At 69.2% G+C, this 15614-nt stretch carries 15 protein-coding genes; 4 read left to right on the plus strand and 11 right to left on the minus strand.

Translation table 11 applies throughout. The annotated features are described in order from the left end of the window. Positions 1-168 precede the first annotated feature (168 nt). The 3 genes from HFP89_RS01635 (at position 169) to HFP89_RS01645 (ending at position 2641) form a co-directional block, all read left to right on the plus strand. Entirely contained in the window at positions 169-1017 is an 849-nt protein-coding gene (locus tag HFP89_RS01635; RefSeq protein WP_168715899.1) for a pteridine-dependent deoxygenase, read from the plus strand. A gap of 208 nt (positions 1018-1225) precedes the next feature. Continuing rightward, a complete protein-coding gene (locus tag HFP89_RS01640) occupies positions 1226-1993 on the plus strand; it encodes an EAL domain-containing protein (protein WP_168715900.1) in 768 nt (255 codons plus the stop codon). Positions 1994-2080: 87 nt separating this feature from the next. Beyond that, positions 2081-2641 carry a phosphatase PAP2 family protein gene (locus tag HFP89_RS01645; protein WP_240955838.1) on the plus strand — a complete coding sequence of 187 codons (561 nt, stop codon included), beginning with the start codon at positions 2081-2083 and terminating at the stop codon, positions 2639-2641. A 51-nt stretch (positions 2642-2692) separates the two neighbouring features. On the opposite strand, the gene hisIE is transcribed toward HFP89_RS01645, so the two are convergent. The 11 genes from hisIE to HFP89_RS01700 all read right to left on the minus strand — a co-directional run bounded on the left by hisIE (position 2693) and on the right by HFP89_RS01700 (position 11654). Continuing rightward, a complete protein-coding gene (gene hisIE, locus HFP89_RS01650; RefSeq protein ID WP_168715901.1) occupies positions 2693-3304 on the minus strand; it encodes a bifunctional phosphoribosyl-AMP cyclohydrolase/phosphoribosyl-ATP diphosphatase HisIE in 612 nt (203 codons plus the stop codon). Between the two features lie 25 nt (positions 3305-3329). Continuing rightward, positions 3330-4289: an arsenosugar biosynthesis radical SAM (seleno)protein ArsS gene (gene arsS, locus HFP89_RS01655; RefSeq protein WP_168715902.1), complete on the minus strand. Its 960-nt coding sequence runs from the start codon at positions 4287-4289 to the stop codon at positions 3330-3332. Positions 4290-4311: 22 nt separating this feature from the next. Beyond that, positions 4312-5106, minus strand: coding sequence for an imidazole glycerol phosphate synthase subunit HisF (gene hisF / locus HFP89_RS01660; RefSeq protein ID WP_168715903.1), 795 nt, complete (start codon positions 5104-5106; stop codon positions 4312-4314). Then, the gene (locus HFP89_RS01665) at positions 5103-5858 is read right to left on the minus strand and encodes a HisA/HisF-related TIM barrel protein (protein ID WP_206212173.1); all 756 of its coding nucleotides are present in this window, start codon (positions 5856-5858) and stop codon (positions 5103-5105) included. The genes hisF and HFP89_RS01665 overlap by 4 nt, the downstream gene beginning before the upstream one ends. 2 nt (positions 5859-5860) lie before the next feature. Continuing rightward, positions 5861-6454: an imidazole glycerol phosphate synthase subunit HisH gene (gene hisH, locus HFP89_RS01670; RefSeq protein ID WP_168715904.1), complete on the minus strand. Its 594-nt coding sequence runs from the start codon at positions 6452-6454 to the stop codon at positions 5861-5863. A gap of 208 nt (positions 6455-6662) precedes the next feature. Then, a complete protein-coding gene (locus HFP89_RS01675) occupies positions 6663-6881 on the minus strand; it encodes a hypothetical protein (protein WP_168715905.1) in 219 nt (72 codons plus the stop codon). 124 nt (positions 6882-7005) lie between these two features. Then, positions 7006-8073 (minus strand): bifunctional histidinol-phosphatase/imidazoleglycerol-phosphate dehydratase HisB, encoded by a 1068-nt coding sequence (gene hisB, locus HFP89_RS01680; protein WP_168715906.1) that lies wholly within the window; start codon positions 8071-8073, stop codon positions 7006-7008. Beyond that, entirely contained in the window at positions 8070-9137 is a 1068-nt protein-coding gene (gene hisC / locus HFP89_RS01685; protein WP_168715907.1) for a histidinol-phosphate transaminase, read from the minus strand. Before hisC ends, hisB begins: the two co-directional genes overlap by 4 nt. Next, positions 9134-10447, minus strand: a complete 1314-nt coding sequence (gene hisD, locus HFP89_RS01690; protein WP_206212174.1) for a histidinol dehydrogenase — start codon at positions 10445-10447, stop codon at positions 9134-9136. The genes hisC and hisD overlap by 4 nt, the downstream gene beginning before the upstream one ends. Next, positions 10444-11343, minus strand: coding sequence for an ATP phosphoribosyltransferase (gene hisG, locus HFP89_RS01695; protein ID WP_168715908.1), 900 nt, complete (start codon positions 11341-11343; stop codon positions 10444-10446). Before hisG ends, hisD begins: the two co-directional genes overlap by 4 nt. Next, positions 11340-11654 carry a YerC/YecD family TrpR-related protein gene (locus HFP89_RS01700; RefSeq protein ID WP_168715909.1) on the minus strand — a complete coding sequence of 105 codons (315 nt, stop codon included), beginning with the start codon at positions 11652-11654 and terminating at the stop codon, positions 11340-11342. Before HFP89_RS01700 ends, hisG begins: the two co-directional genes overlap by 4 nt. 360 nt (positions 11655-12014) lie before the next feature. Between HFP89_RS01700 and HFP89_RS01705 the strand changes: the two genes are divergently transcribed. Continuing rightward, positions 12015-14036 carry a sodium-translocating pyrophosphatase gene (locus HFP89_RS01705; protein ID WP_168715910.1) on the plus strand — a complete coding sequence of 674 codons (2022 nt, stop codon included), beginning with the start codon at positions 12015-12017 and terminating at the stop codon, positions 14034-14036. The last annotated feature ends 1578 nt before the right edge of the window (positions 14037-15614 follow it).

A 15614-nucleotide genomic window follows, 5' to 3' on the forward strand; every position in this document is an offset into this window, starting at 1 on the left:
GTCCGGTCCGACGGCCCGAGCGCCGGGGTGGCGGTCGCCGTCGCCGTTGGCGAAATGCCGGTATGCTTGCCGCCGTCCCGTCGCCCACAGACTCACCGAATGCCGCCGAATCCTCGCCCTGACACCGCGCTCGATCTGTCGGTTCACGCCGCTGCGCAGCCCGGTTGCATGCTGCCGATCGCTCTGAACGGTTCCCGGCACCCCGTCGGCCCCGGACTGGAGCGGCTGGGCGGGGACTATGATCACGAGGCCTGGTGCGGCAGCGTCGACGATGTCCGGGCCTTCGTGCTGGGCCTGCCGGACCGGCCGGACGCCGATGCGGCCGAGCCGGCCGAGCGGTTGTATCGGGAATTGATCGACCGACTGCGGGACTCGCCGTTTCCCTACCCGCTTCGCTTGTGGAACTACCTGCCGGCGATCAACCTCGGCGACGGCGACGACGAGCGCTATCGTCGCTTCTGCGTCGGCCGCGGCCGGGCCCTCGAGGCGGCCGGGCTGGCCGATGCGCAGATGTGCGCAGCGACCGCGATCGGCGGGGAGGCGCCGGTGATGCAGCTGGTCGCGCTGGTCGGGCGCCGGCCGGGAGTGTCGATCGAGAACCCGCGCCAGGTCAGCGCCTGGAACTATCCGCGCGACTACGGCCCGCGCCAGCCGGCGTTCGCCCGCGCCACCGCCGTGCCGCTGTCCGACGGCCGGACCGGCCTGCTGATCTCGGGGACGGCCAGCGTGATCGGGCACGCCACGGCCCATCCGGGCGATGTGGTCGCCCAGACCGACGAGGCGGCCAGCAACCTCGATGCGCTGCTGCGCAACGCCGCCGGCACGCTGGAGCGGCCCTCGCTGGCCTACTTCTCGACCGACGCGCTGGCTCGCGTCTATGTGCGGCATGCCGAAGACTGGCCCCGGATCCGGGCCCGGCTCCGCTCGCGCTGGCCGGCGCTGAGGCTGTGCGCGCTGCGCGGCGACGTCTGCCGGGACGATCTGCTGGTCGAGATCGAGGCCTGGCAGGTGGCCTGACCGGACAGCGCCCTGTCAGTCCTTGCCGTATCCGCGCGCAGCAACGCATCGAGTGCGGCCATGGCTCTGCCGGCTCGCGTCCCTTCGTGCGGCCCGAACCGTGATGAACCCGACATTATTGATGGCTTGGCACCGGAATTGAATGTAAAGGCCATTCGCGTTGGCGACCCTCGGGGCCAGCGCCAGCCCAATGACCCGGAGCCGAATCATGGACCAGAACACCGACGTCGACCGCAGCGCCGCGCCGCTGTCGAACCCCGAGCGGGCCGCTGCGGATTTCAGTTTCGCGTTCCAGCCGATCGTCGACCTGGAGACCGCCGAGGTGGTCGCCCACGAAGCCCTGGTTCGCGGCGCCTCCGGCGAATCGGCCGGCGATGTGCTGGGCTCGATCCGCCCGGAAAGTCGCCACCTGTTCGATGAGGCCTGTCGCCACCGCGCGCTGGACATCGCGGCCCGCCTGGGCATGCAGGGCGCGCTGCACATCAACTGCTCGACGGTCACCCCCGAGCGGCTCGAGGCCACCCTGGCGTCGACCCGCGAGGCCGCCGAGGACGTCGGCATCGATCCGGGCCGGGTCGTGCTGGAATTCAGTCGCCTGGAGCCGCTGGGCAGCCCGCGCGAACTCGACCGGGTCCGCCAGGTCGCCAACCAGGCCGGGTTCGAGGTGCTGGCCGACAACTTCGGCGCCAGCGAGGTCGGCATGAAGCGGCTGGTGGTGTTCCAGCCGCAGTGGCTGAAGCTGGATCGCAATCTGGTCCAGCGCATCCACTGCAGCGAGCGGCGCAAGGCCCTGGTCAGCGGCCTGCTGGCGACCTGCCGATTGCTGAACATCGACGTGATCGCCGGCGGCATCGAGGAACCCGAAGAGCTGGAATGGATGAAGAGCGCCGGTGTGCGCTATGCCCAGGGCTACCTGCTTGCCCGGCCGACCTTCGAGTCGGTGCCGCGGTTCGATCCGGCGCGCCTCGCGGTCTGATCGACCGGGCGGCCGATGCAAGCGGCGTCATCGTGCCGTCAGCGCTCTGAAACGCACCTGTCGCATAGTCGGTATAGTGTCTGCTGCATGGAAATGCCGTTTTCCAATGCAGCGCAGCGCGGACTGGCCCGCGTGGATCAGCTGGAGCAGCGACTCTGCCTGACCCTGAACCGGGCTTCGACCCGCGCCTCGGTGCGATCGTTCTTCGCGGCGGTCAGCCGCGTCGGGGACGGTATGGTCTGGTATGCACTGATGACCGTGCTGGCCGCCACCCAGGGCATGTACGGCGTGCGCGCCGCGCTGGTCATGGGTCTGTCCTCGTTGATCGGCGTGGGCCTCTACAAGGTGCTCAAGGAGCGCCTGGTTCGCGAGCGGCCCTACCTCACCCACCACGCGATCCGGGTCGGCTGCGCGCCGCTGGACCGCTACAGTTTCCCGTCCGGGCATACGCTGCACGCGGTGTTGTTCACGACCATCGCGATCGCCTGGTTCCCGGCGCTGGCCGCGGTCCTGATCCCGCTGGCCGTGCTGATCGCCCTGTCGCGCGTGGTGCTCGGCCTGCATTACCCGACCGACGTGGTGTTCGGCGCGTTGATCGGCTGGGGCCTGGCCGAACTGGCGCTGTGGGGCTTCCCCCCGGCGACCTGATCCGCGCTGACCGCTCCGTGCCCCGATTGCCTTGTCCTGGTCCCGTCCCGTTCAGGCCCGGTGTCGCTGTTCGAGCACGGCAAGCACCTCGTCGAGCCCCACCTCCGAAGCGGTCAGCACCACCAGCAGGTGATACAGCAGGTCGGCGCTTTCGTTGACCAGTTCCTCGCGGTCGCCCGCTGTCGCGGCCAGCGCGACTTCGACGCCCTCTTCGCCGACCTTCTGGGCGCAGCGCTTGACCCCCCGGGCCAGCAGCTTCGCGGTATAGCTCGACGCCGGATCCGCGCCGCGTCGGGATTCGATCACCCGATCCAGCTCGCCGAGAAAGGCCAGCGGCGGGCGAACGGCGTCGCCGAAGCAGGTCGCCGTGCCGGTGTGGCAGGTCGGCCCCTGCGGCCGGGCCAGGACCAGCAGCGTGTCGCGGTCGCAGTCGGCCCGGGCCTCGACCAGCGCCAGCGTATGGCCGGAGGTTTCGCCCTTGGTCCACAGCCGCTGCTTGCTGCGCGAGAAGAAGGTGACGTGGCCGGTTTCGCGGGTCTTCGCAAGGGCCTCGGCGTTCATGTAGCCGAGCATCAGGACCCGGCCGGTGTCGGCGTCCTGGACCACGGCCGGCAGCAGCCCGTCGCCCTTGGCCCAGTCGAGATCGTCGGAAGAAGTCGTCATTCGATGTCCTTGCCGGGTCGCGGGCTCAGCTCAGTGCCCCGCCGCAGCTCGAGCCCTGTCCGGCGGTACAGCCGTAGCAGTGATCGGCCACGGCGATCGCCGCCGGCACCTCGGTGCGCTCGAGCAGGTCGGCCAGCGTCGGCCGACGTTCGTCGCCGCCCAGCGGCAGGCCGAGCATCTGGTTGAAATCGCAGTCGTAGAGCCGGCCTCGGTAGTCGACGCTGATCAGGTCGCGGCACATCACGCCGGCCAGGTTGTCGCGCCGGTAGCTGTTCTTGAGCAGCGTCATGTAGTCCTCGAACTGGCCCTTGGCCAGCAGGATCGCGCCGAAGCGCTTGATCGGCATGTTCGCCAGCGTGAACAGCCGGTCGAAGCGCAGGCCGAATTCATCGTCGAGCAAGCGCTTGTAGTCGGCCTCCAGGGCCGCCTGGTCCGGCGGCAGGCTCGGGCCCAGCGGGTTGTAGACGAGGTTCAGCACCCGGTCGGGATCGCCCTGTCCGTAGCCGAGCTCGTTCAGGGTCTTCAGCGCCTTGATCGAGGCCTCGAACACGCCGTTGCCGCGTTGGGCGTCGACGTTCTCCTTCGAATAGCACGGCAGCGAAGCCACCACCTCGACGTCGTGCTCGGCCAGGAACGGCCCGATCCAGTCGTAGCCCGGTTCTTCCATCAGGGTCGGATTCAATCGATCCATCACGTGCACGTCGCGGGCCCGGGCCTGCTCGACCAGCCAGCGGAACTCCGGGTTCATCTCCGGCGAGCCGCCGGTCAGGTCCAGCGTGCGGATATCGAACCGGTCGATCACCGCCAGCGCCGTTTCCATCGTCGCGCGGTCCATCAGTTCGGTGCGGTTCGGGCCGGCGTTGACGTGGCAGTGGATGCAGGCCAGGTTGCACAGGTAGCCGAGGTTCATCTGCAACGTGTCCAGCGCGCGGCGCTTGATGGCCGGAAAGTCGGTGGTCTCGAGCAGTGGGAAGGTGTCTCGCATCGGGGTCTCCTCGGGCGTCCGCTCAGGATGCCACGGATCCGGTCCGGGTCCGGACGCCCTGTTCGCCGAGCCAGCGCTTGAGGTCCGGAATCTCGATCTGGCCCGAGTGGAACACGGTCGCCGCCAGCGCGCCGTCGACGTCGGCGCGGCGGAACACGTCGAGGAAGTGCTCCGGCGTGCCGGCGCCGCCCGAGGCGATCAGCGGCACATCGCAAATGCCTCGAACGTCGGCCAACTGGTCGATATCGTACCCGGAGCGGACGCCATCGGCATCCATGCAGTTGAGCACGATCTCGCCGGCGCCGAGCGCCTGGACCCGCTCGACCCAGGCCCGCGTATCGAGGTCGGGGTCGGTCATGTTGTCCGGGTCGCCGGTGTTGGCGCGCAGCCGGTAGCGGCCGTTCTCGCGGATCGAATCGATGCCGATGACCACGCACTGGCTGCCGAAGGCATCGGCCAGCTCGGCGACCAGGTCGGGCCGGGCCAGCGCCGGCGAGTTGACCGAGATCTTGTCGGCGCCGGCGTGCAGCACCGCGCGGGCCCGGGCCACGTCGCGAATGCCGCCGGCCACGGTGAACGGGATGTCGATCGCCTCGGCGACCCGCTCGACCCATGCCACATCGACGCTGCGGCCTTCCGGGCTCGCGGTGATGTCGTAGAACACCAGTTCGTCGGCGCCCTGGTCGCGATAGGCCGCGGCCCGCTCGAGGATGTCGCCCATGTCGACGTGGTCGCGGAACTTCACGCCCTTGACCACCCGTCCGCCCCGCACGTCCAGGCACGGGATGATGCGGACCGCGACGCCTTCGCCGATCATGCCGGTGCGCTCGGCAGCGATTCGGCCAGCACGTCCAGCGGCACGCGGCCCTCGAGCAGCGCCCGGCCGACGATGCAGCCGGCCACGCCGGTGGCCGCGACCTCCGCGAGGTGGGCGGGTTCGCCGATGCCGCCCGAGGCCTGGACGACCAGGTCGGGATAGCGCGCGGTCAGTTCTCGATACAGCGCGCGGCCGGAGCCGGTCAGCATGCCGTCGCGGGTGATGTCGGTGCACAGCAGGTGGCGCAGTCCGCCCGCTTTCAGCCGCTCGAGCAGCGCGAACAGGTCTTCGTCGCCGGCCTCGGTCCAGCCGGCGGCCTGTGGAATCCAGCGGCCGCCGTCGCCGGGCCGGACGTCCAGCCCCGCGACGATGCGTTCGGGCCCGTAGCGCTCGAGCCAGCCGATCACGAGGTCGGGGCTGCGCACGCACAGGCTGCCGAGCACGACCCGGTCGATGCCGGCGTCCAGCCGCCGCGCGAGTCCGGCCTCGTCGCGCACGCCCCCGCCGGCCTGGACCGGGATCGACAGGGCCTCGGCGATCGCGGCGATCGTGTCGAGGTTGCCGTCGCCGCCGTCGCGGGCCGCGTCGAGGTCGACCAGGTGCAGGATCTCGGCGCCGGCGTCCTGGTAGGCGCGGGCCTGGTCGACCGGCGACAGCGCGTAGCGGGTTTCGCGCTGGTAGTCGCCCTGCTGCAGGCGGACCACGCCGCCGTCGCGCAGGTCGAGTGCGGGAATCACGATCATCGAGGTCATGGTCAGGACTCCAGGAAGTTCATCAGCAGGCGATGGCCGGGTCCGGCCGATTTCTCGGGATGGAACTGGCAGGCGGCGAAATTCCGGTGGCGCACGACGGCGGCGAAGTCGTCGCCGTGATGGCCGCGGGCCACGCAGGCCGGGCTGTCGGCCGGCGCGCAGTAGCTGTGCACGAAGTAGTACCAGGCGTCCGGATCGATGCCGGCAGCCAGTGGGTCGTCGCGCTGCCAGGCCAGCTGGTTCCAGCCCATGTGCGGCAGGCGCAGGCCGGGGCCACCGACGAGCCGGCGCACGCGGCCGGGGATCAGCCCCAGACCGTCGGCGTTGCCTTCGTCGGAGCCCTCGAACAGCAGCTGAAGGCCGAGGCAGATCCCGAGCACCGGTTGCTCGAGGCTCCGGATCACGTCGACCAGTCCGGCCTCGCGCAGCGCGTTCATCGCCCAGGCCGCGGCGCCGACGCCGGGCAGGATCACCTTCGAGGCACGGCGGATCGTGGCCGCGTCGCTGGTCAGCGTCGCCTCGGCCCCGATCCGGTGCAGGGCCTGCACCACCGAGCCGAGATTCGCACCGCCGGAATCGATCACGGCCAGCGTCATACGCCGTCTCCCGAACCGTTGAAAAGCGACGAACCGCAGATGAACGCAGATGAACGCAGATCAGAGCAAGATGGCGCGAAATCCAGGAGCCGGGTACCACGACATTCGGTGTCCGGTTCCGCTGGCGGCCTGGAAGCGCCTGGCAGGAAAAGCGCGTTCATCCGTGTCCATCCATGTGCGTTTGCGGACACTCTCGTCGTTGCGCCGGTCATCGCCGCTGGTCCTTCCCGGCGGACGGATCGCTGTCGCTGCGCTCGATCACCGGGCTCGTGCGATGCAGTTCGGGCGCGGCGGAATAGAGCTGCGCCAGGAAGGACACGGCCACGTCCGGTGGGCAGTCCAGTTCCACGGCAATCCGCCTTTCCGTCCCGGTCTCCGGGCTCGGCGCCCCGAAGTCCGTCGTTCTCGGGTCCTTGATCGATCCCATCAGCGATTCCTTCCCGCGCCTTCAGGGCGTGTCCTGTTCATGTTCTTCCCGAGGGCCTTTCTCTGCGCCTCTGCGCCTCTGCGCGAACCGCTTTTCGCGGTCCTTCCCGAACGAAGCGATCCCATCACAGCACCCCCTTGGTCGACGGCAGGCCGCCGGTCCCGCGGGCCAGCGCCGGGCGCAGCGCCCGGCCGACCGCCTTGAAGCAGCCCTCGACCATGTGGTGGGTGTTCTGGCCGGTGACCTGAAGGTGAATGGCGCAGCGCAGCCGTTGAGACAGCGACTGGAAGAAGTGACCGACCATTTCGGTGTGCAGCCCGCCGACCGACTCGCGCGGGAACGCGCCGTCGAGCACGAAGGCGGGCCGCCCGGACAGGTCGACCGCAGCGGTCGCCAGCGATTCGTCCATCGGCACGGTGAAGCCGTAGCGGCCGATCCCGTGGCGATCGCCCAGCGCCGTGTCCAGCGCCTCGCCGAGGGCCAGCGCGCAGTCTTCGACGGTGTGGTGCTCGTCGATGTGCAGGTCGCCCCGACAACTCAGGTCCAGCGAAAAGCCGCCGTGGGCGGCCAGCTGGTCGAGCATGTGGTCGAAGAAGCCCAGCCCCGTCTCGTTGCGGACCGGCGCGGTGGCGTCGAGGTTCACCGCCACGCGGATCGCCGTTTCGTTGGTCCGGCGTTCGGTCACGGCGGTGCGCGGCGCGCCGGTCAGCGCCTCGGCGATGCTCGGCCAGTCCTGGCCCTCGGGGCCGACGCGGAAGCCGGGCAGCCCCATGTTCGCGGCCAGCTGCAGGTCGGTTTCCCGGTCGCCGATGACCGCCGAGCGGGCGCGGTCCAGGCCCGGATCGCGGAGGTAGTCGAGCAGCATGCCGACGCCCGGTTTGCGGGTCGGCGCATGGTCGTCGGGGAACGAGCGGTCGATATGGATGGCATCGAAGCCGATGCCCTGCGATTCGAGAATCTGCAGCAGCAGATCGTGCGGGCCCTGGAAATCGGCCTCGGGAAACGACGCGGTGCCGAGGCCGTCCTGGTTGCTGACCATGACGAAGCGATAGCCGTCGGCCTTCAGTTTCAGCAGCGCCGGGATCACGCCCGGCATCAGCCGGAACTTCTCGAAGGCATCGACCTGCTCGTCGGCCGGCTCTTCGATCAGGCAACCGTCGCGGTCGATGAACAGGATCTTCTTGGTGCTCATGGCGTCCAGGTCTCCAGGAAGGCGATCAGCGCCCGGTTCTCGTCGGGCGCGCCGACGGTGATCCGCACGCAGTGGTCCAGGCCGGGCTGGGCCGACTGGTTGCGCAGCCGGATGCCGGCGGCCGCGGCATCGTCGATCAGGCGGGCGGCATCGGCGACGCGAACCAGCACGAAATTGGCTTCACCGGGCCACATCGCACGTATCGAGTCCAGCGACCGAAGGGCCTCGACCAGGCGCTGCTTCTGCTGATCGATTTCCGCGATCCGCCGGGCCTGGGTGGCCAGGGCCTCGGGCGTCAGTGCCGCCAGCGCGGCCTCGACGGTCGGGGTCGGCAGCGGGTACGGCGCGATGATGCGCTTGAGCAGGCCGATGACGGCCGGGTCGGCGATTACCGTGCCCAGCCGGCAGCCGGCCAGCGCATGCGCCTTGGACAGGGTCCGCAGGACGACCAGGTTCGGCAGTTCATCGAGCAGCGTGGTGAACGAGTCGCCGTGCTGGAACTCGACGTAGGCCTCGTCGACCACGACCAGCCCACGGCCGTCCAGCGCCCGACCGACCTCGCGTACGGTGGCTTCGGTCAGCACGTTGCCGGTCGGGTTGTTGGGCGAACACAGGAACGCGAGCTTGCAGTCGCGGGCGCGTTCGACGAGGTCGTCGGGCGCCTCGAACCGGTCGGCGTGTTCGACCAGCGGCGCCTCGATGACCCGGGCGCCCTGGACGCGGGCCGACAGCGCGTACATGCCGAAGCAGGGCGGGACGGTCAGCACTGCCTCGCCGGGTGCACAGAAGGTCCGCACCAGCAGATCGATGCCCTCGTCGCTGCCGCGGGTCACCAGCAGGCGTTCGCGCGCGACCCGATACAGATCGGCCAGCCGGTCGAGCAGCGCGGTCGGCTGCGGGTCCGGATATCTGTTCAGGCCCAGGCCGGGATCGCCGGGCGAAGGAAACGGGTTTTCGTTGGCGTTGAGCAGGATGCCGGCCGAGTCGGCCAGCGCCCGGGCCGAGGCGTACGGCGTCAGCGACCGGATCTCCGGCCGGGCCAGGGCTTCGAACGACGCGTTCATGTCGATGGGGTCTCCAGCCGGTCCAGCCGGGCGGTGATCGCCAGCCGGTGGGCGTCGAGCCGTTCGTGCGCCGCCAGCCGGGCGCCGGCCGGGCCGAGTTCGCGCAGTCCCTGGGCGGTCGCGGTCTGCACCGTCATCCGGCGCAGGAAGTCGGCCGTGCCCAGGCCGCTGTGGGTGCGGGCCCAACCCCCGGTCGGCAGCGTGTGGTTGGTGCCCGAAACGTAGTCGCCGAGCGATTCCGGAGTCCAGCGACCGACGAACACCGAGCCGGCAGTGGTGATTCGTGCGGCCAGGCCTTCGGCGTCGTCGGTGACGATGATCAGGTGTTCCGGGGCATAGGCCTGGCTGACCTCGACCGCCACGTTCATGTTCGGTACGCGAACGATCGCTGCATGTTCGAGTGCTTTTCGCGTCACTTCGGCGCGTGGAAGTGTTTCCAGGCGGCCCGCCAGTGCCGCCGGCACCGCGTCGATCAGTCGCGCCGAATCGGTGACCAGCAGCACCTGCGAGTCGGGGCCGTGCTCGGCCTGGCTGAGCAGGTCGAGCGCGACGAAGTCCGGGTCGGCGCCGTCGTCGGCCAGCACCATCACTTCCGACGGGCCGGCCGGCAGGTCCCGGGCCGCACCGTCGACGTCGAGCGCGACCTGGCGCTTGGCCTCGGCGACGAAGCGGTTGCCCGGGCCGTACAGCTTGGTGCAGGCCGGGATCGATTCGGTGCCGTAGGCCATCGCCGCGATCGCCTGGGCGCCGCCGGCGATCAGCACCCGGCCCAGGCCCAGTTTTTCGGCCACGGCCAGCACCGCGTCGTCGGCGCGGCCCTGCGCATCGGGCGGCGTGGCCAGCACGATCTCGCGGCAGCCGGCCAGCCGGGCCGGCACCAGCAGCATGATTGCCGTCGACGGCAGCGGTGCCGAGCCGGCCGGCACGTACAGCCCGACCGGGTCCAGCGGCACGTGGCGCATCGTGCAGGTCACCCCGGGTGCCGTTTCGACCGCGTAGTCCTGGGGGCGACCCCGCTCGTGAAAGGCCCGCACGGTTTCGATTGCGCGGTCGATCGCTGCATCGAGTTCCGGGTCCAGCGGTGCGCGGGTGTCGACGGCCTGCCACAGCGAGGCCGGTTCGACGCGATCGAAGCGCCGGGTGCAGTCGAGCAGCGCGGCATCGCCGCCGGCGCGGACCTCGGCGAGGATCGCTTCGACCCGGCGGGTCAGTTCCTCGTCGGATTCCATCCGCGGCCGGGCCAGCAGCGCGCGGCGCTCGTCGGCGTCGAGGGCGGTCCAGTCGACGACAGTCAGGTTCGGTCGGCTCATGCCAGCATCTTCTCCACCGGCAGCACCAGGATCGCCGATGCGCCGGCCTGCTTGAGTTCTTCGAGGTGCTCCCAGAACACCTGCTCGGTGCACAGCGCATGGACCGCGACGCGGTCCGGCTGGCCTTCCAGCGGCAGGACGGTCGGCGTTTCGGCGCCCGGCAGCACCTCGGTGATCCGGGCCAGTCGCTCGCGCGGTGCGTGCAGCATCACGTACTTGGTTTCCCGTGCGGTCTGCACGCCCTGGATGCGCTGGACCAGCTTGTCGAGCAGGTTCTGCTGTTCGGCATCGAGCTTCGACGGGCCGCGGTACAGCGCGGCCTGGCTTTCGAGCACCGTGTCGACGGCTTTCAGGTGATTGGCGCGCAGCGTGGTGCCGGTCGAGACCAGGTCGACGATGGCGTCGGCCGTGCCCAGGCTGGGCGCGATCTCGACGGCACCGCTGAGCTCGACGATATCGGCCGAAATTCCGTTTTCCTGGAGCCAGCGCGCGGTCAACTGCGGATAGCTGGTTGCGATCCGGGCGCCTTCGAGCTGCTCCGGGCCGGTGTACTGCTGGCCTTCGGGCAGGGCCAGCATCAGGCGGCAGTGGCCGAAGTCCAGCGACGCCAGCGCGTCCAGCGCGGCCCCGGGGCGGCGCGCGGCGGCGCCGAGCAGCGCTTCGGCGGCGACGTTCTCGCCGACGATGCCCAGCTCGCAGACGCCTTCGAGCAGCAGCCGCGGAATGTCGTCGTCGCGAACCAGCAGCAGGTCCACCGGCAGGTTGCGGCCGAACCAGAACAGCTTGTCCTTGCTGCGCGAGAACTGGAGCCCGGCACGTTCGAGCAGCTTCAGCGAGGTGTCCGACAGCCGGCCGGATTTCTGGATCGCGATCTTCAGTCGTCGTTCGTCGGTCATTCGCCTTCGCCTTGCAGTCGTTTCAGGGCCAGCGCGTAGCCGCCGTGACCCATGTCCAGGAATCGCGCGACGCGGCCGATGGTGGTGACGCTGACCCCGGTGCGATCGTGGATCTCCCGATACGGCAGGCCGGCGTCGAGCAGCTGGACCACCCGCCAGCGGTCGACCAGCGCCTCGAGCTCGGCCGGGGTGGTGAGGTCGCGCAGCAGCGCGCGGATCTCGTCGGGCGTTTCCATGGCGTGGAACGCCTCGGCCAGGCTGTTGCGGGCGGCCCGGTTGGCCTTGAGGTGCTGCTCGTCGAGTTGTTTCATGGCGGGGCCGTGGGGTGGTTTTTCAGCATACTAGCACGCTCGTGTATTAATACGCTATTACATTATCAAGGCGATGTGAACGCCGGCCGGTCCGACTGGCCGGGTCCGCGCGCCGAACAGACCGCCGGGAGGTCGTGTCCATATCGGCCCGCCCGTGCTTCCCGCAACGGTTCTTGCGATTGCCGCGGGCCATCCGAACCGGCTAGAATGCAGCGCTTTGCCGGTGCTTGCCGGTTCCGCCGCACCGTGCACCGGAACGCGTCTCGTTCCGGAGCTTCAAGCCCGTCCAATCGATTATCCGTTCGATCATCGGATCGACGAACCAACGATGGATTCAACGACAACAACCAGGGAGACACCATGGATATGAGTCTGATCCCGCCGGCGCTCGGAATCATCGGGCTGATCACGGCGTTCATCATCTACAGCGCGATGATGCGCTACCCGGTCATGGAAGGAAAACCGGCCGATATCGCGAAGTTGATCCAGCAGGGGGCGATGGCCTTCATGCGCCGCGAGATCGTGATGATCGGAGGCTCCGTTGCCGTGCTGTTCATCGCGCTGGCCTTCTCCGGCCTGGGCATCGAAACGGCGATTTCGTTCCTGGTCGGCGCGTTCTGCTCGGCGATCGCCGGCTACTTCGGCATGATCGCGGCGACCCGCGCCAACGTGCGCACGACCACCGCCGCCCATAACCACGGCACCGACCAGGCGCTGACCGTCGCCTTCTACGGCGGCTCGGTGATGGGCCTGGTGCTGGCCTCGCTGGGCCTGCTGGGCCTGGGCACGCTGTACCTGGTCTTCGGCACCGATCCTGAAACCGCGCACCGCATCCACGGCTTCGGCATGGGCGCCGGTGTCGTTGCCCTGTTCTACCGCGTCGGCGGCGGCATCTTCACCAAGTCGGCCGACGTCGGCGCCGACCTCGTCGGCAAGGTCGAAGCGGGCATTCCCGAAGACGATCCGCGCAATCCGGGCGTGATCGCCGATAACGTCGGCGACAATGTCGGCGACGTCGCCGGCATGGGTTCGGACATCTTCGAGTCCTACTGCGGCGCGATGATCGCCACCGTGGCGCTGGCCACCGTGATGGTCAAGCAGGCCGGCTCCACCGGCCTGGTACCGGGCATGGGTCCGGACGAGGCGCTGATGGGCCTGCCGCTGCTGTTGTCCTCGCTGGGCCTGGTCTGCTCGATCCTGGCCATCGGCCTGGTCCGCATGTCGGCCAAGAAGAGCCCGGAAGTGGCGCTTCGTATCGGCACGATCTCCGCCGCCGTGGGCTTCGTGGTCCTGGCCTACTTCCTGATCAGCGCCCTGGAAATCCAGAACGGCGTCTGGCTGGCGACGATCGTCGGTGCGGTCGGCGGCGTGATCATCGGTCTGTCGACCGAGTACTACACCGCCTCCAAGCCGGTCCGTGAAATCGCCCAGTCGGGCGAAACCGGTCCGGCCACGGTCATCATCGCAGGCCTGGCCACCGGCATGCGCTCGGTCGTGATTCCGATCCTGACCATCTGCGTGATGATCTTCATCGCCAACGGCCAGGCCGATCTGTACGGCGTCGGTATCGCAGCGGTATCGATGCTGGCCACGGTTGCCATGACCATGGCGATCGATGCCTACGGCCCGGTCGCCGACAACGCCGGCGGTATCGCCGAAATGGCCGGCCTGGGCGAGGACACCCGCAAGATCACCGACTCGCTCGACGAGCTGGGCAACACCACGGCCGCGATCGGCAAGGGCTTCGCGATCGGCGCCGCCGCACTGGCCGCGCTGACCATCATCTCGGCCTACATCGCCGAGATCCAGCACGACATGACGGACTTCGTACTGGCGATCTCCGACCCGAACGTCCTGATCGGCATGTTCATCGGCGGCCTGTTCCCGTTCCTGGTCGCGTCGATCACGATGACCGCGGTCGGTGCGGCGGCGTTCGAGATGATCACCGAGATCCGCCGTCAGTTCCGCGAGATCCCTGGCCTCCTCGAAGGCAACGCCGAGCCGGACGCGGCGCGCTGCGTCGATATCGCGACGACCTCGGCGATCAAGCGCATGCTGCTGCCGGCCGCGCTGGCCGTGCTCGGCCCGGTGGTCGTCGGCTTCGGCCTCGGCCCGCAGGCCCTCGGCGGCATGCTCGGCGGCGCGCTGGTCTCGGCGGTGCTGCTGGCCCTGACCATGGCCAATGCCGGCGGCGCCTGGGACAACGCCAAGAAGTACGTCGAGAAGGGCAACTTCGGCGGCAAGGGCTCCGACACCCACAAGGCGAACGTCGTCGGCGACACCGTCGGCGACCCGCTGAAGGACACCTCGGGCCCGTCGATGAACATCCTGATCAACGTCATGGCCATCGTCAGCCTCGTCATCGCCCCGCTGCTGCACTGAGCGAAGCGACCACGCACCACAAGAAAGCGCGGCCCCGGGCCGCGCTTTTTTTGTGCCTGATTACGAATGAATCTCGGCCTCGGTCGGGTAGCCTCCCGGCATCGGAGTGCCTCCCTTCGCCCGCAAGCGGCCTCCGACAGGCCTTCGATCGAGTGCGCCGCCCACTTCGCCTGTTGGAGGGCGCTTGCGCGCGAACTGCCCTGACCACCCTTCGCCCGCAAGCGGCCTCCAACAGACCTTCGATCCGGCCTCGGCGCTGATTCGCCTGTTGGAGGGAGCTTGCTCGCGAACTGCTCGGGCCACCCTTCGCCCGCAAGCGGCCTCCAACAGGCCTTCGGTCGGGCGTTGCGCTGATTCGCCTGTTGGAGGGCGCTTGCTCGCGAACTGCTCGGGCCACCCTTCGCCCGCAAGCGGCCTCCAACAGGCCTTCGTTCGGGCGTTACGCTGGCTTCGCCTGTTGGAGGGCGCTTGCGCGCGAACCGGTCGGGCCACCCTTCGCCCGCAAGCGGCCTCCAACAGGCCTTCGTTCGGGCGTTACGCTGGCTTCGCCTGTTGGAGGGCGCTTGCGCGCGAACCGGTCGGGCCACCCTTCGCCCGCAAGCGGCCTCCAACAGGCCTTCGATCCGGCCTCGGCGCTGATTCGTCTGTTGGAGGGCGCTCGCGCGCGAACCGGCCGGGCCACCCTTCGCCCGCAAGCGGCCTCCAACAGACCTTCGATCCGGCGCCGGTGATCCGTCGCCTGTTGGAGGGCGCTCGCGCGCGAACCGGCCGGGCCACCCTTCGCCCGCAAGCGGCCTCCAACAGGCCTTCGTTCGGGCGTTGCGCTGCCTTCGCCTGTTGGAGGGCGCTCGCGCGCGAACCGGCCGGGCCACCCTTCGCCCGCAAGCGGCCTCCGACAGGCCTTCGATCGAGTGCGCCGCCCACTTCGCCTGTTGGAGGGCGCTTGCGCGCGAACCGATCCGGCCACCCTTCGCCCGCAAGCGGCCTCCAACAGGCCTTCGATCGGGCGTTGCGCTCGCTTCGCCTGTTGAAGGGCGCTCGCGCGCGAACCGGCCGGGCCACCCTTCGCCCGCAAGCGGCCTCCAACAGACCTTCGATCCGGCGCCGGCGATCCGTCGCCTGTTGGAGGGAGCTTGCTCGCGAATCGGCCGGGCCACCCTTCGCCCGCAAGCGGCCTCCAACAGGCCTTCGTTCGGGTGTTGCGCTGGCTTCGCCTGTTGAAGGGCGCTCGCGCGCGAACCGGCCGGGCCACCCTTCGCCCGCAAGCGGCCTCCAACAGGCGAACCTGGGCAAAAAGCGCTTTCGAAGGGTCCTTGCTTGCTGTTCTCGAGTTTCCTTCAAGCCGCCGGAGGGCTGTACTACCGGCTGAGAAACGTGCGTAATCGGGTTTCTGCTTGAGTTGGCAGGCAGCGTTTCTGGAGGATGGACGCCAAGAAGAGAAGGTGCACAGAACGCGAAGAATCGCTTGTGTGTGCTCGAAGCAACGAAACGGCGCGGAACAGGAACGGGCGATGCGCTGAACGTGGCCAAGTCACGCTGACTTCAGGAGGAACCTCCCGCCCGAGTGCTGGAACGTCT

This window comes from Wenzhouxiangella sp. XN79A (genome assembly GCF_012272825.1).
GTDB lineage: Bacteria > Pseudomonadota > Gammaproteobacteria > Xanthomonadales > Wenzhouxiangellaceae.

Excerpts from the sequence above, each read along its gene's own strand:
- hisC (WP_168715907.1), bottom strand. The coding sequence starts at position 9,137 with ATGAACGCGTCGTTCGAAGCCCTGGCCCGGCCGGAGATCCGGTCGCTG.
- HFP89_RS01665 (WP_206212173.1), bottom strand. The coding sequence starts at position 5,858 with ATGACCTCGATGATCGTGATTCCCGCACTCGACCTGCGCGACGGCGGC.
- HFP89_RS01675 (WP_168715905.1), bottom strand. The coding sequence starts at position 6,881 with ATGGGATCGATCAAGGACCCGAGAACGACGGACTTCGGGGCGCCGAGC.
- hisD (WP_206212174.1), bottom strand. The coding sequence starts at position 10,447 with ATGAGCCGACCGAACCTGACTGTCGTCGACTGGACCGCCCTCGACGCC.
- arsS (WP_168715902.1), bottom strand. The coding sequence starts at position 4,289 with ATGCGAGACACCTTCCCACTGCTCGAGACCACCGACTTTCCGGCCATC.
- HFP89_RS01640 (WP_168715900.1), top strand. The coding sequence starts at position 1,226 with ATGGACCAGAACACCGACGTCGACCGCAGCGCCGCGCCGCTGTCGAAC.
- hisH (WP_168715904.1), bottom strand. The coding sequence starts at position 6,454 with ATGACGCTGGCCGTGATCGATTCCGGCGGTGCGAATCTCGGCTCGGTG.
- hisB (WP_168715906.1), bottom strand. The coding sequence starts at position 8,073 with ATGAGCACCAAGAAGATCCTGTTCATCGACCGCGACGGTTGCCTGATC.
- HFP89_RS01645 (WP_240955838.1), top strand. The coding sequence starts at position 2,081 with ATGGAAATGCCGTTTTCCAATGCAGCGCAGCGCGGACTGGCCCGCGTG.
- hisIE (WP_168715901.1), bottom strand. The coding sequence starts at position 3,304 with ATGACGACTTCTTCCGACGATCTCGACTGGGCCAAGGGCGACGGGCTG.
- HFP89_RS01700 (WP_168715909.1), bottom strand. The coding sequence starts at position 11,654 with ATGAAACAACTCGACGAGCAGCACCTCAAGGCCAACCGGGCCGCCCGC.
- hisF (WP_168715903.1), bottom strand. The coding sequence starts at position 5,106 with ATGATCGGCGAAGGCGTCGCGGTCCGCATCATCCCGTGCCTGGACGTG.
- HFP89_RS01705 (WP_168715910.1), top strand. The coding sequence starts at position 12,015 with ATGGATATGAGTCTGATCCCGCCGGCGCTCGGAATCATCGGGCTGATC.
- HFP89_RS01635 (WP_168715899.1), top strand. The coding sequence starts at position 169 with ATGCTGCCGATCGCTCTGAACGGTTCCCGGCACCCCGTCGGCCCCGGA.
- hisG (WP_168715908.1), bottom strand. The coding sequence starts at position 11,343 with ATGACCGACGAACGACGACTGAAGATCGCGATCCAGAAATCCGGCCGG.